Source organism: Pseudoselenomonas ruminis (assembly GCF_008271295.1).
Lineage (GTDB): Bacteria > Bacillota > Negativicutes > Selenomonadales > Selenomonadaceae > Selenomonas_A > Selenomonas_A ruminis.
The window spans coordinates 1-14,384 of sequence record NZ_VTOY01000017.1; the positions used below are offsets into that span (position 1 = coordinate 1).

A 14,384-nucleotide genomic window follows, 5' to 3' on the forward strand; every position below is an offset into this window, starting at 1 on the left:
CAAACATTTATATCTCACTCAAACTTCGCACACCTGAAACCCTTACCACAGTATTATTATATCACGGAACCCCAATGATCCCCGCGTAAGCGGGGCGATTTTGGAAAAGGCCACCAGCTGCCGCGCTTGGCGCGGTGGCTGGTGGCTTTCCTTATTGCTTCATCATGGCGTGAACTTCGTTCATAAGTTCCTGCCGTGTATTGTATATGTAATCTATGATTTTATGCACTTCGTCCAGCTTCAAGCCTCTTTCCTCGCCGTCATCCGTGAAGCCAGTAAAAAGGAGGTTGTTGCAAAGTATGGTTTTATATCCGTCCTCATTTAATAGCATGGTGGGAACGGCTCGCCCTTTTAATAAAAGGCTCTGTCACAACAAATGGTTGATTTTTGACGAGAAATAGCGTATAATAATAGTAAGAAACAGTACCACCGAAGGAGGTAATTGGATATGCCTACTATCAAAGACGCATTAGATATTATCGGTAAGTTGACTGTCGCAGAGCAGGAAAGCCTTAAAACAATGCTTTTAAGTCCTGCCTTTGTAAAGTCTTTGAATATTGAAGATTTCGTAGCAAAGGAACGCTTTGCAAATGGTCGTGTATGCCCTCTTTGTGGCTGTATCCATGTGGTTCGCAATGGTCATCGTAAAGATGGCACACAGCGATATGTATGTAAGGATTGTGGCAAGTCCTTCGTGATTGCTACGAACTCCATTGTGTCTGGTACAAGAAAAGACTTGTCCGTGTGGGAGCAGTACATTGATTGTATGATGAATGGCTTATCCATTCGTAAGACTGCTGTTGCTTGTGGGATTCACAGAAACACCGCATTCCTTTGGAGACACAAGATTTTGGATGCACTTCAGAATATGGCAGACGATGTTACCCTTGACGGCATTATTGAGGCTGACGAAACTTTTTTCGCCATCTCGTACAAGGGCAATCATAGCAAGAGTAAGACATTTGCTATGCCACGCAAGGCTCATAAGCGTGGTCATTCTACACATATCAGAGGCTTGTCCCAAGAAAAGGTATGTGTTCCTTGTGCGGTTAATAGGAATGGCTTGTCTATCTCCAAGATTACGAATACTGGTAGAGTTTCTACAAGAGATTTACATCATATTTATGATGGTAGGATTAAGACCAATTCCACTCTTGTTACGGACAAGATGAACTCCTATGTGAGATTTACAAATGCCAATGGCATTGACCTTGTGCAGTTAAAGACTGGCAAAGCCAAGAAAGGCATTTATAATATCCAACATATCAATAGCTACCATAGCCAGCTAAAGAGGTTTATGCGTGGCTTTAACGGTGTTTCTACCAAGTATCTGAACAACTATCTTGTGTGGAATAACCTTGTAAATTACGCCAAAGAAAGCGACATGGAGAAAAGGAACATCTTCTTAACTTTCGTTTTGGCAACATTGAAAACTGCTAAATGCAGAGATTTATCAAACAGACCAGCAGTTCCTCTGGTCGCCTAATTAGAATTTGTGGAGATGATAAGATGGTCAATATAACAGATGTAAAACAGATTCTTCAATTTGCAATAGATGCGGAGATTAAAGTCTTTCTTGATGGTGGCTGGGGTGTAGATGCTCTTCTTGGATATCAGTCAAGAGCCCATAATGATATTGACATTTTTGTAGAAAAGAACGATTATCAGAACTTTATAGAAATAATGAAAGCTAATGGCTTTTATGAGATTAAGATGGAATATACAACATTGAACCATACTGTATGGGAAGATTTGAAAAACAGAATTATTGATTTGCATTGTTTTGAATATACGGACGAAGGTGAAATTCTTTATGATGGGGATTGTTTTCCGGTAGAAACTTTTTCGGGTAAAGGAAGAATTGAGGAAATAGAGGTTTCCTGTATTGAACCATATAGTCAAGTAATGTTCCATCTGGGATACGAGTTTGATGAAAATGATGCACATGATGTGAAGTTATTGTGTGAGACACTTCATATCGAAATTCCAAATGAGTATAGATAACTGCAAATAACAGTTTGTAGGGGAGTTCTGATACTCCCCTATAAAAATGGCTATTTATCAACTGTTTGTTGTGACATAGCCTAATAAAAACTCATCGTCAAACCATACTGTAAAGGTTTTACCATCAATATCAAAGTCTTTGCAGTCTACCAAATCGCACCCGATATATTTATATTTTTCATGCAGGGAATTTTCTTTGTCGATGTTTCTGATTTGCGGGGAAATCTTAAAATTTTCGTGGTCAATTTCGAAAGTAAGTACAATCATTTTTTTCATGGTGTCAGTTCTCCTTTTCTTCCCCCGCCGTCCCTTGACGGCGGGGCTTTCCATTTTGTTTGTTTAGTTATTCATCAACCCTTTTTCCTTGAAGCTGAAAAAGTGGTATCTGCCTAAAATCACATGGTCTAAAACAGGTATATCCATAATTTTTCCACACTTGACCAGTCTTTCCGTCACCGCTTTATCTTCACGGCTCGGCGTTGGGTCGCCCGATGGGTGATTATGCACAAGAATCATACAAGCCGCAGAATATAAAATAGCTTCCTTGAATACCTCTCTAGGATGTACCACGGAAGCAGAAAGGCTTCCAATGGATACGACTGGCGTTGCTATAATGTGATTTTTCGTATTCAATAGCACCAATACAAAATGTTCTCGTGTTTCATCCCTGTATCTAGGCCAAAGGTGATGGGCTACATCTTCGGGGCCGTGAATGGTGTCAATGGGATTCTTTTCCTTGCTCCAACGGCGGGAAAGTTCATTAAGCATCATCAGTTTTTCCGTGCTTTTTTCGCCTACGCCCTTGATGGCCATTGGGGAGGTCATCACCTCCTGCAACGTGTGAGATTGCAGAGCCTTTTCAGGAAGGTTTAAGAGCCTAGCAAGCATTTCTGCATCCGTCTTTGTGGTCATGTCGTAATTTTTCATCGTGAGCACTCCTTTTTAGCTTGAGAGTTCTTTCCGAACCCCCTGCTGCGTTTTTCTTTTTTTTTGATGGCCGGAAGGTATCGCGCCCGGAGGGAACCCGCAAGGCTGCGCAGCACCGCGAAGCGGCTTGGCCTTGCGGGTGGAAGGAGGGTGTGATAGGCTTTGCCCCGGCAAAAAAAAAGAATAGATTAAATTGCTTTTTGCTTTCCTGCAAGGAAAGCTGAAAGCCTCCATGTTTACGCCTCCTGCTCTACGAGGCGTAAACAAAAGTAACTGAGCCTATTCAGCCCCTGGTCTACGGGCTGGATGGGCGATAACGTAACCTTCCCCCGGCTCCGTCCGGCTGCTAACGTAAAGCGCAGGGTCTGCCGCCTGCCCTGCGCTGCCACAGGCCACGAACCCCGAACCCCACGTTAGGGATTGAAGCCCGAAGGGTGGAGACAGCCCTGCTGGCTCCATTCACGAAAGCCCGACCCGAAGGGGAACGCCCAAAAAAGGCAAAAAAAAAGACAGACTCTCAATGAATCTATCTTTATCTTGATTTATGTAATACGTTTTTCAGTAATATCTTTAATCTTCATCAAATTCAGCAGTCAAAGAGTTGGTGTATTCTTTAGTAGCTGAATCATCAGGTTCACCAAAATAAAAACCAACAACACTTAAAGTACGCTTGCCTCCACCAGTCTTTTCCTCCATGATAAAAGTCATATCATCATGTTTAGCATATACAGTATATATCATAATGGCCTCCAGTCATAAATTATGCGCTGCTCCAATCTCAAATTCATCCTCATAAATGCCAGTTTCCAGCAAAGCCTCCAACGCAGTATCAGATTGCCGCCAAAGCGCCAAATAGCCATTACCATAGTAAACAGCATAATTGCCCTTTACTGGATGCCCATTAACCTTAAAATCATCACTACATATAAGAGAATGGAACCTGAACAGCAGAGGATTGAAGTCATCATCATCAACGATGGCCACATAATAGTCTTCTTCCCTATGCTCATTACAGGACTGCATTGAAAGCATAGCCGTGGGTATCATGCTCTTGGTGCCAGCGTTTTCCAAGATAATAAACTTCTGCTTACTGTCCAAACAAAATCTGCGCTTCTGCCTACCAAACCACTGAGAAAGAAAGCACTCCGCAGCCTCGCTATCATAATGGAGAAACCATCCGGCAGCCTTAGTATTGCAGATATTCGGGTCACTATACAAAAGCTCCTTAAACTCCTCCAAGGTATCACAATCATCCCAAAGGTACTTAAAAATTTCTTTATGCTCAATATCATTCAGCAGCCAATACTGGCGATAGCCAATGATTTCCTCACATTCTTCAATGGGTACATTCATAACATTCCTCCGGGCGTTGCCAAAGAACCTTACCATATTTGGCTGCATCCAAACCATGCTCACGAATCGCCGTCAGGTTCGATTCCACTATTTTCATGATGTCTTCACCGAACCATTGACCGCGCAGGTCAAGGTCATAATTCCGGCGCACATCTACTTTGTAGTCCTCATGGGCAATATAAATCGTTGCCTGACCTTCTGCATCCAGCTTGCTATCATCTACAACCACAATGCCTTTTTCTCCGTTGCGGTCAACGACAATATTACCAGTCTGCAGGAGATTATATAGATCCATTTCCACGATGAAACCTCCCACGAATCAAAATCTATACTCAGTATACCATGTTTTATGTCTTAATACAAATATTATACATAAAAATAAAAGAGCGCATTTGCGCTCTCTCCATAATATTGTATCAATAGTCTTAAATGAGTTCCATGCTCTCAATCTGCATTCTGTCTTTGATGCCAAGAACATAGCAGTTTGAAGCCATCAGGTATTCAAAGTCTTGAACGGCCATCCTCAGCTGTTCAAAACATTCCTCTTTTCCATGTTCGCGGCAAAGTTTCTCTATTTCGTTCATAATACGTTGCCACTCCACATATTCCTTGCACTGCATAGCCATCCGGTCAACAGTGTCTACACGCTGCATAACCATACCTTGAAGCGCTTCATGCACAGACATATCAATCATTGATACAATCCTCCAGTAATGTTTATTATATCAACATAGTTATTCGCTACTGCTGTTACATGATTTCTTGTCTCTGCATAGGGAGGAACATCACCGTAATCTTGGATGGAACGAGGCCCGGCATTGTAGGCTGCTATTGCAAAACTGTTTTGCAAATCGCCTGACTGCTGAAACCTTCTTAGCTGGTAGCTGAGATATTCAATGCCGCCTTTGATGTTTTCTTCCAAGATATACGGGTTATAACCCATCTGTTGTGCGGTTTGTGGCATAAGCTGCGCTATGCCAATAGCACCGGCTCCCGAAACTGCATCCATACGAAAATGGCTTTCCTGTTCAAACAGGCTGGCGGCCAGTATTGGATCAACACCATACAGGGAAGCATTTTCCTGTATTAGGCTGGCCACATAATTGCCATATTCACTACCCATACCGCTTTCACTGCCAATATACTGCCCTAATCTAAGGGTAAAGTCATCAGTAGATACGGCTGGGGCATTTCCCTCAATGGAATTAACCTCCCCAGTTTCGGCATCCGTCAAGTTCTGGGGGAAGTTCTGACCTTGCTCATCATCAACAGACAACGAATAATACATGTTGTCAAATTGAGTGTCATCAGGAAGCTCATTTGCATAGGCAATAGCTCCACCTAGCAAATTGACCATCAGACATACTATTATGATTCCTAGTCTCATCATAACGCTCCTTATCATACCATTTATTCATTAGAAAACCATTAAATACTACCATTACTTATATTTTTTATATGATTTTAAGCATATTTTTACCAAAATGTCATTTATATAGGGACTTTATACCCTATATAGGTGACTATCGCTCATATCCTCCATGACTTAAAGACCTATCCTTATACAGATGGTCAGACGAATTTCCAATACGAGCCGTGAGGCTGCCAAGGGAATGAGCCTCCTTCAGGCTGGCAATCTCTTTGATATTGTCCACCAAGGAGGATGCTGCCTGTTCCAGCCCGCTGCGCTGCTGCTCCAGTACGATGTCCTGTGCAGCGTGTTCACGCATCCCGGCCAGCTCATCCTTCATCAGGCGAATCTCATGCAGATTTTCTTCCATAACGGTCTTCCGGGCTTCCAGCACATAGTTTTTATCCATGCGGGCATCCACCATACGTTGGATGCTTGCTTGGGCATGAGGAGTGGAGAGGGTTTGTGTTAATTTTTCCTTCAACGCCTGATGTTGTTGTAGCTGCTCATCCAGCTTTGCCGTCAGACTGGCATTGCTGGGCGCAAGAAGAATTTCCTTACGCAATTTCTCGATTTCTTGCCCAAGTTTGACATACTTTTTATACTGGCCATGCGTGTAAACGCTCTTGGCTGCATTACGGGCAAATTCTTCTTTCATCATAAAGCGATTGAGCTTTTGACTACGATATTCCAAACCACGCTCCTGATAGTTAATTTCTACTATCTTGGAACGAATCAGCTTCATCCGCTCATTCGGATTCTTAACGGTCTTGATTTTTTCAATATCAAGGCCGTTTCGTTCCATACGGTTCCAAAGTTTATTTTTCTCATGCACAAATTTTTCCATTTCAATCAAATTCGTGCGTGAAGAATTTAGAATGAAACTCTGCGCTCTAAGATTGTTGATTCTTTCCTTTCTATCCTCAATACGCTGACGGGCAACTTCAACACGCTGACGGATAGAATCTGCAATCTCCTTGGTAGCCTTTTGGGCTTTTTCGGTAGCAAGGCTCTGTTTCATCTTTTCGATACGTTCCTTCAGGCCGACACTACGTTTTGTATAAGCATCCTGCAAGGATTTTGCTTGCTGCATATATTGTTTTTCTTCCTCCGGCGTAAGCGTTCCAGTCTTGGCCTTTTCGTTCCATTCCGCTTTCAATTCATTGAGGGCTGCCATATCTGCCTTACACTTTGCCACCTGCGTTCTGATACGCTTGCTTTCCTGCTTAGTGTAAATGTCATTGGCCAATTCCTTAATCTTCTGCTCGGAAAGAAGATAGTTCTCTTTCTGCTGGCGGAACTGCTGAAGTTCCTTCGTAGCAGCAGAAAGTTCTGCCTGTGACACCGTAAGCCGTGCAGACAGTTCTTTTTCAATATCCTTGGCGTTTTCTTCGTGCCGTTCAATGACAGGTTCGGACAGAACTTTTTCAGCTACTTCAGCACGAATAGAGCGTTCTTGTGCCTTGATTTCGAGATTTTCCTTCAAGGTCAAAATACGCTCTCTACGATGGATTATAATGTCTTCGGCCAGCTGTTTTTGCTGGCGAGCAAGGAAGTTGTGACGCACTTTCTTGGGTGCTTCTTCAAGATAATATTTCTTGGGATCAATATACTTCGCTGCTTCACGCAGAGAAGTATATGTGAGTTTCGGGCCAAGATGAACCTGTGGCATCCGATCCAGTACAAAAGCCTTATCCTTATCGCCATTTATCAAGGCTTCTGCATACTGAACAGCCAACGATTTTGAAGATACACGATGTTCTAAACCGTGCTCCTCATAGGCACGGTTTACCATCTGCTCCCAGCGAAGCCGGACATTGGAAATTTCCATTTTCCCAGTCAGCTTGCTAAAGCGTGTATCATTCTTTGCGCCCTGCCGTTCAGGTTCTTTTGCGTAGTATTGCTTGAAGAATTTTTCACGGCTACGCTCAATTCCATCTTGTACTTTAGGCGAATACATAATGTGGGCATGGATTTGACGTTGCTCTCGGTCATTGGCGGCTGGCTTGCTATGAATAGCAAACGTGTAGGCATGATTTTCGCCTACTTCCTCATCAATGAACGCCTTGACCAAATTCAAGTTATCTTCATCGGAAAGTTCCTGAGGCAAGGCAAGCTCAAATTCTTCGTAGGTGCGCCCATTGATGCGGGTGAACTCATCAGCTGCATCCCAGTAGTCAAGCTGGTCTTCACCTACAAAAGATGGCATATTGCCCGATTCTTTGTAGACCAGCTGCTCCTTCATTTTGGCGGTGCCATATTTCCCTTCTCGGCAGATATAATTTGCGTGGGGACGGGCAATGCCGACAGTGCCATGTTTGACAGAACAGTGATACGTTGCCATGAGTTCACCTCCTTCATCAGTAAATCATTTACCGTGCGAAGCACGGCCTTTAAGCACGAGTGTCTGAAACCATCTGTTTTAGACACTCATAAGTGCGCCCTCCTCAAAGAGGTGGGACACCACGTTTCTTTTTCCTCCCCCTGATATTATACCACGGCTCCCCCAATCTTGGAAGATACTCTCCGTACTTTCATCATGATCAAAAGCCATTGAGCAGTAGCAGCCTCCATGCCTGGGCATCACAATGTTATCCCGGCCATTACCACAAAAACGACAGATATACCTCATCGACCAGCATATATTAACCATCATTTCCCGCGAAATGCCTTTATAAGCCCCCAAATAAAACCAAGACAGGCAGCTATGGCAACTATCAAAAACAAACCTGTCATAAATAAACTGATTGCTAACCACATAGTACCACCTCAAAAATTGCATAACTCACCCTACTAATCACATTATAGCAGAATAAGATTTTGATATAAATAAACATCCCTAACAAAACTCAAAATTGTTAGGGATGTTTATCACACTTCATCGTCTATCAGAAAAGAACTCTTTCCAATAAGGATTTTCACGGTCAAAGATTTCTTTCTGTTCTTTTGTCAGCTTGTATGGATAATCTTGAAATAAATTGAATATGGTCTTTTTATCAAAGCTAAATTCTCTTACGCCCACTTCATCATCATTATCCACCCACCATATTTTATGATGTGGTTCTTCTTTGTAGAAAGTCTTCTCCTTCAAAATCATCACCTACATATCAGCACAAAATCATTTGAAGAAATTCGGAGGTATTTCCTTTCCTTCATCCAGTAATTTAATAGCCTCTCTAATTTTGGGAACAGTGCTATCTTTGTGCCGTAAATAAATTCTATGCGCTGCTGGCTCAGAACAATCACCTTTTCTTGAAATACTCTTATTCAAGAATGTAATTTCAATATCTGTAATTATTTGAGGTACATCATTAAACTTTTCTTTTTCTTCCTGTGCAAAGGCTTCTTCGTTCTTTTTTATCCACGCCTTTACTTCTTCAGCAGTTCTTGTCTTGCCGTTGATATTCAGTTTTGGCTGACGGGCTTTTTGTTCCTCAGCTTCACCAGCATAATTTCCCTTCAAAGCTGAGAACAGAATTGCACCATAGTTTTTGCCACCGTTAGCCATGCGCTGGAGGGCAATGTCATTGTTTTTCTTGACATATTCAAAGCCCTTGTTGTTCAGGAAGTTTTTCAAAACTATCGGATTGATTTTCTTGTAAAGAAGGTCTGCAATAAATCTTAGCTGGTCTTCGTCATATGACTGCTGCCAATTATCTTCATAGCCAAATCCATGAAGATATTCTCTCAACTTATCTAAAGGCAGGTTTTTGACATCAACCTCACTGGAAACATTTTCTGTACTATGGGATTCTATGCTATCCATACAAACACTTTTCTTTTTCGTATACAGGATAATACCTTTATACGCTCTGCCACTTTTTACAAGCTCGTAAGTCACTAAATATGGCATCTGATCATTCTCAGCAATGGCCTTTATTGATGGGTCTATAACTCTTGATTTCAAGTGTGCAAATAGTGCATATTTACCTTCATCAATTCCAAGTTTCTGCCTAAAATCTTCTATACTCATTTCAGGTCTTTTACCTATTTTTTTATACTGTACGGCCAGTTCATAAATTCTTTTTGTGTAATAGGTTACTGAAACAAGTTCGTTCACACTGAACTGCGTATAAGGCATTCTTCTATGCTTTAAGCCAAGCAAATATGGTGCTAATTCCTCACTTACTCTTAATCTAACAATCCCCTTGGATGGATAATAAACCGCTGAATCAAGCCATGTAGTTTGTACCAGCTTTTCTGTTCCATCAGGTTCACGGCCAGTGAACACAATATCCTTTTTTACCATTTCCAAAGTGAACTCTTTTAGTTCTCTTAAATTTACTTTTACAAAACTACATAGTTCCTTCGTATCAATCTCTATATAGTTCATCTTGTTCTCATTTTCATCCAGCATTGAAAGAACTGCTTCCATGATTTTTGATTCAGGAAGGCTCATGCTATAATTTCCCTCAATGAGTGAATTGGCCTTTGTGATTTGATTTGTTGGATTAAGCGGATGTACGTTCATAAGCGATTTATCGTTGTTATCTAACATAAAAAATCCCCATTTTAATAAATATACTCTGACTAATGTATTAAATATTTAATACATTAGTATTTAATACATAAATAATACACATTTTAATAATCTATGTATTATTACACTGATTTACTTCTAGGTTTTAATTTCATAATACCTGTTTTAATAATTTCTTATTGCACTTGAAAAAAGTTCTGTGTCTTGATATACTTTTCGTAAAGTCCCTACTGGGATAATAATCTTTACAGAAAAGGGTGCCCATCCCATGAGGGCACCTTTTTTATTTTTCGCGTTTCTCCCAAATGCCATCAACTGCCGTTGGATCAATCAAATAGCCGTGCCTTGTCTTCACACACTCCTTGATTTTCCCCTTCTTGCAGTAAAGATACACAGTAGCTCTTGAAGTCTTATAAGCTGCCGCTATATCAGAACATGACACCAGCTTGGAAAAGTCTTGCAAGCATCTAAACTCCATATTCCAATCCTTCCCGACCGATAAGCATTATGCAATCTGCCTTTATGATAATCACCTTTGATTGACATTTCAAAGCCCTCTGAAGCTCTCACAGGCTCACAGAGGGCTTTTTTAGTATTCGCCTATACTTGTCTATACCTTCTGAGCCTAAAATCGCCCTAAACGCTTCACACGCAGCATAAAGGCTATTTCAGGAGTGTAGGACACACCTCTGCTCATCATTTTCTATACTTAGTATACCATGTTTTATGTCTTAATGCAATGTATATGTATTAAAAAACGTATTAAAAAAGCTGGCAGTATTATTATCTGTCAGCGTGTAGTTAAATTTTGATTTATGTATATCACTTTTCAAGGTACATCTTGTTTGATTGTTGTATATCATAATTCAAAGGGGCTGTATTTTGAATTATGTATATCTTTTTTCAAACTTATATAAACTGCTCTCACCCTCAAACTGGTGGAGTTATATTCACCGGGATTCTATAAGCTGATGACCAGTAAATTACACAACTATCACAAATTGGCCTCGGTATGGTTTACCAAAGTGGTAAACCATAAATCAAATCCAAAATGTGATATATCACAAATTGGATTTTTCTGCTTGGCAGCAAGTCCAGTCTAGGCTCAGGTGCTTCAAGGTGTAAATAAAATAGTTCAACCTCTGATTAAAAAATTCATATTCTAGTATTTACTTGTGTATAAATCTGTGGATAAACCTGTGAATTGTTTGTGGATAAACGAAGCCAATTTGTGATAGTTAATTTTTCCTGTCACAAATTAACCGTTTCTCGAAGCCAATTTGTGATAGTTCATGGCCAATTTGTGATAGTTCGAAGCCAATTTGTGATAGTTAAAACTCGGAACCCGCGCCAGGCAAGGGCTGCGAGCCTCAGAAAGCATATTAAAGGTTTTTGCTTGTTATATAAAAGAGCATAAAATACATCAGGTGACAGTTCTTGTCAAGCATAAATTTTACTTTTCTTGAAAAAATTTACTTTTGCAGATTTCTTCTCAGAAAGAGCATAATACCATTTTGCTTTTTTGCTTGCTTGCTTTTATTATTTTTTTCTTCTCTTTTTATTAAATAACTTAGCATTTTCTTAATAAAATATAATACACAAAGCGCATATATAGTATATAATACACCTATTAAGCCGTAATGCTTTAATTAAAGTATTATATACTACACAATATATATAATACATAATTTAATAATCTTATATTACACAACTTAATATTTATATAATAAAAGAGAATGCAAGGTAAGCATCCTCTTTCTTAGTCAATATTCTTCACATTCATGAGTTTCAGGATTATATCTTTTCTCAGGATGATATTCCAGCAACTCATTCAAACTAACGCCCAAACCATCACATAAATTTATAAAGGTACCTAACGTCATCTTCTCCATGTCTTTTTCTTGGTAGACTCTGGCGCAAGTGTTGCGTCCAATATTGGTACATCTTAATACATCTGCTATCTTTATCTTTCTATCGCCCATTATTTCGGACAGGTGTGATTTGGGAATACCTTTTTTTGCTTCCATTGTACTCTCCTCCTGTGATACAGAGTATCTAGCTCCTCTGCAATACTTATTATAAGTTATTCTTGAATCCATGTCTATTTTTTTATGATGTCTTTCAATAAAATTTTAATACTTATAGAATATGTTTTTCAATAATCAAATCTTAATATAATAATACATGAAATCATTTTTATTATAGCTAGTATAAAAATTATACTTTCTCTATTGAAAATGATTCGACCTCGTATTATAATATAGCCTGTAATGATGATTCTAGTTACGAAAGGAGAAGATTATGAACATCATACAGCGCGTTGTAAAAAGAAAGAACAACTTAACCAATGTGTTAATTCCCAGCATGACTACTGGCTTTATGGCTGCGGCTTCCCGTTGCTATGCAGGTATGCCGTGGGAAGGGCCACTGGAAACTATTCAGGAATCTGTAACGGGGCCTGTGGCTACTGGCGTTTGTACCATCATCGTAGTTATCACTGGTATTGCGATTGCTTGCGGTGAGGGTGGCGGTGCAGGTAGACGGCTCTTGCAGGGTATTTGTGGTCTTGCGCTGGCGTTGGGTGTTGCTTCCTTCATAGCTTCTTTCAACGGCTAATAGTCCATCAGAACATAAGCAGCGGCAGTAAATCTGTCGCTGTTTGGCTATTCATGGGAGGTAAGTATGAAACATAAAACAGAATTTGATGATAGACCGTTACCTCATACGGCAGCAATGAAGGAGCCGGAAAATCGGTTCAATGATGCCCGTAGAAGATATGAGGGAACAATGGGGGCTGCTGTGGTAAGAGCAGCCAACTGGAGACTTATGGCATTTGCATCCATAACCCTGTCGGTATTCTTAGGTGGCGGTTTAATCTATGCCAGCTCTCGCCCGGCGGCAGTTCCCTATTATGTAGATGTAGATAAGACTGGTGCTGCTGGCAATGTTACAAAGGCCAGTCAGGATTATGTGGTGCAGGAATCCTCAATAGAGTATTTCCTTGGTCAGACCATCATGAAGTTGCGTATGGTACCCAAAGATGTTGTTCAGTATCGTCATAATGGTGATGATGTGAAGTTCTTCTTGACAAAGAGCGGAGAGAAAAAGCTGGGCGAACTCATGAAGGACGAGCATCCCTTGCAGGACATCAAGGACGGCAAGGCTACGGATGTGGAAATCATTGGGATCACAAAACAGACAGGAAAGAATCTTACCTATCAGGTGCGCTGGAAAGAAAAGGTGTTTGATAAGGTGGATTTAGAATCCGAATATACAATGACGGCCTTTGTTACGGTGAAACTGTCACGCCCGACAACGGAAGATGCTATCCAGCATAATCCCTTCGGAATCTATTTGGATGATATTTCGTGGAGCAAGGAGAGGTAATGATGAATAAGAATAAATACTTGGCTGTGGCTGCCTTGGTGGCAGGTTCGATGTTCTTAGCAGGAGGCGCACCAGCACAGGCAGCCTCCTTGGAATCACTGGGAACTCCTGTGGCTGGGGAGGATGGAACCTCTGATTATATCCAAAATCCTTATGATGCCGCTTCTTTTGGGCTGGAGGTTGAATTTAAGTATGAGCCACATGAAACCTATCAGGTCTATTGTCAGGATGGCTTTATCACAGACATAAAATTTCAGCCGGGAGAGAAAGTGACCTATGTCGGGGCTGGTGATACAACACGCTGGGTGATTGATAGAAGTTCGGCAGGTTCAGGAGCACTCAAAACGGAGCACGTTTATGTAAAGCCCGTAAAGCGTGGCCTTTCCACCAATATCATCATAAACACCAACATGAGAACATATCAGATTCATGCTATATCCGGGCAGAGGTACAATCCAATGGTTTCATGGGTGGTAGAGACAAGTAGGGAACAGCTGAACCGGCAGATTAGGGAGAGGGATATTGAAAATATGATGACGGTGAATGCTATGAACCTGCATTTTGGATATAGAATTTCGGAAAAATCACACTCTTGGTCGCCGGAAATGGCCTTTGATGATGGGCAGAAGACCTATCTGAAGATGAAGCCGGAGATTAAGAGTAGCGTTGCGCCTGTTTTTATGATTGAGGAGCATGGTAAGACCATCTTGGTTAATTATCGTGTAGTTGGTGGCTATTATGTGATTGACCGCATTTTCAAGACGGGCAAGCTCTTGGTAGGCACCAATAAGGTGATGATTAAGCGGGGGAGCGTGTAAGAGA

Annotated in this window: 18 protein-coding genes; 6 read left to right on the forward strand and 12 right to left on the reverse strand. The window is 40.9% G+C overall.

Features of this window, described 5'->3' with window-relative positions; genetic code table 11:
- Positions 1 to 100 precede the first annotated feature (100 nt).
- The 3 genes from FZ040_RS12345 (at position 101) to lnu(C) (ending at position 2,004) form a co-directional block, all read left to right on the forward strand.
- Positions 101 to 325, forward strand: coding sequence for a hypothetical protein (locus FZ040_RS12345; protein WP_149172273.1), 225 nt, complete (start codon positions 101 to 103; stop codon positions 323 to 325).
- A 123-nt stretch (positions 326 to 448) separates the two neighbouring features.
- The gene (locus tag FZ040_RS12350; RefSeq protein ID WP_002837184.1) at positions 449 to 1,486 is read left to right on the forward strand and encodes an IS1595-like element ISSag10 family transposase; all 1,038 of its coding nucleotides are present in this window, start codon (positions 449 to 451) and stop codon (positions 1,484 to 1,486) included.
- A gap of 23 nt (positions 1,487 to 1,509) precedes the next feature.
- Entirely contained in the window at positions 1,510 to 2,004 is a 495-nt protein-coding gene (gene lnu(C) / locus FZ040_RS12355) for a lincosamide nucleotidyltransferase Lnu(C) (protein WP_019543803.1), read from the forward strand.
- Positions 2,005 to 2,061: 57 nt separating this feature from the next.
- Here lnu(C) and FZ040_RS12360 read toward each other — a convergent pair whose 3' ends face one another.
- From FZ040_RS12360 to FZ040_RS12410, 12 genes are all read right to left on the reverse strand, one after another.
- Entirely contained in the window at positions 2,062 to 2,280 is a 219-nt protein-coding gene (locus FZ040_RS12360) for a hypothetical protein (RefSeq protein ID WP_149172274.1), read from the reverse strand.
- Positions 2,281 to 2,343: 63 nt separating this feature from the next.
- Positions 2,344 to 2,931 carry a JAB domain-containing protein gene (locus tag FZ040_RS12365; RefSeq protein WP_149172275.1) on the reverse strand — a complete coding sequence of 196 codons (588 nt, stop codon included), beginning with the start codon at positions 2,929 to 2,931 and terminating at the stop codon, positions 2,344 to 2,346.
- A 15-nt stretch (positions 2,932 to 2,946) separates the two neighbouring features.
- A complete protein-coding gene (locus FZ040_RS12370) occupies positions 2,947 to 3,165 on the reverse strand; it encodes a hypothetical protein (RefSeq protein WP_149172276.1) in 219 nt (72 codons plus the stop codon).
- 336 nt (positions 3,166 to 3,501) lie between these two features.
- On the reverse strand, positions 3,502 to 3,672 hold the full coding sequence (locus tag FZ040_RS14030; RefSeq protein WP_187620337.1) for a hypothetical protein: 171 nt from the start codon (positions 3,670 to 3,672) through the stop codon (positions 3,502 to 3,504).
- Between the two features lie 12 nt (positions 3,673 to 3,684).
- Positions 3,685 to 4,284: a hypothetical protein gene (locus tag FZ040_RS12375; protein WP_149172277.1), complete on the reverse strand. Its 600-nt coding sequence runs from the start codon at positions 4,282 to 4,284 to the stop codon at positions 3,685 to 3,687.
- The gene (locus FZ040_RS12380; RefSeq protein ID WP_149172278.1) at positions 4,268 to 4,585 is read right to left on the reverse strand and encodes a hypothetical protein; all 318 of its coding nucleotides are present in this window, start codon (positions 4,583 to 4,585) and stop codon (positions 4,268 to 4,270) included. Before FZ040_RS12380 ends, FZ040_RS12375 begins: the two co-directional genes overlap by 17 nt.
- 124 nt (positions 4,586 to 4,709) lie before the next feature.
- A complete protein-coding gene (locus tag FZ040_RS12385; protein ID WP_149172279.1) occupies positions 4,710 to 4,979 on the reverse strand; it encodes a hypothetical protein in 270 nt (89 codons plus the stop codon).
- Entirely contained in the window at positions 4,976 to 5,674 is a 699-nt protein-coding gene (locus FZ040_RS12390) for a lytic transglycosylase domain-containing protein (RefSeq protein WP_187620338.1), read from the reverse strand. The genes FZ040_RS12385 and FZ040_RS12390 overlap by 4 nt, the downstream gene beginning before the upstream one ends.
- 133 nt (positions 5,675 to 5,807) lie before the next feature.
- Positions 5,808 to 8,039 (reverse strand): MobA/MobL family protein, encoded by a 2,232-nt coding sequence (locus FZ040_RS12395; RefSeq protein ID WP_149172281.1) that lies wholly within the window; start codon positions 8,037 to 8,039, stop codon positions 5,808 to 5,810.
- 534 nt (positions 8,040 to 8,573) lie between these two features.
- A complete protein-coding gene (locus tag FZ040_RS12400) occupies positions 8,574 to 8,786 on the reverse strand; it encodes a DUF7675 family protein (RefSeq protein ID WP_222930968.1) in 213 nt (70 codons plus the stop codon).
- Between the two features lie 27 nt (positions 8,787 to 8,813).
- Entirely contained in the window at positions 8,814 to 10,193 is a 1,380-nt protein-coding gene (locus FZ040_RS12405) for a replication initiation protein (RefSeq protein ID WP_149172282.1), read from the reverse strand.
- Between the two features lie 1,745 nt (positions 10,194 to 11,938).
- Positions 11,939 to 12,202, reverse strand: coding sequence for a helix-turn-helix domain-containing protein (locus FZ040_RS12410; protein ID WP_173440356.1), 264 nt, complete (start codon positions 12,200 to 12,202; stop codon positions 11,939 to 11,941).
- A gap of 274 nt (positions 12,203 to 12,476) precedes the next feature.
- Between FZ040_RS12410 and FZ040_RS12415 the strand changes: the two genes are divergently transcribed.
- The 3 genes from FZ040_RS12415 to FZ040_RS12425 all read left to right on the forward strand — a co-directional run bounded on the left by FZ040_RS12415 (position 12,477) and on the right by FZ040_RS12425 (position 14,380).
- A complete protein-coding gene (locus tag FZ040_RS12415) occupies positions 12,477 to 12,791 on the forward strand; it encodes a TrbC/VirB2 family type IV secretion system protein (RefSeq protein WP_149172284.1) in 315 nt (104 codons plus the stop codon).
- Positions 12,792 to 12,857: 66 nt separating this feature from the next.
- The gene (gene trbF, locus FZ040_RS12420; protein WP_149172285.1) at positions 12,858 to 13,562 is read left to right on the forward strand and encodes a conjugal transfer protein TrbF; all 705 of its coding nucleotides are present in this window, start codon (positions 12,858 to 12,860) and stop codon (positions 13,560 to 13,562) included.
- A 2-nt stretch (positions 13,563 to 13,564) separates the two neighbouring features.
- The gene (locus FZ040_RS12425; protein ID WP_187620339.1) at positions 13,565 to 14,380 is read left to right on the forward strand and encodes a TrbG/VirB9 family P-type conjugative transfer protein; all 816 of its coding nucleotides are present in this window, start codon (positions 13,565 to 13,567) and stop codon (positions 14,378 to 14,380) included.
- Positions 14,381 to 14,384: the final 4 nt, after the last annotated feature.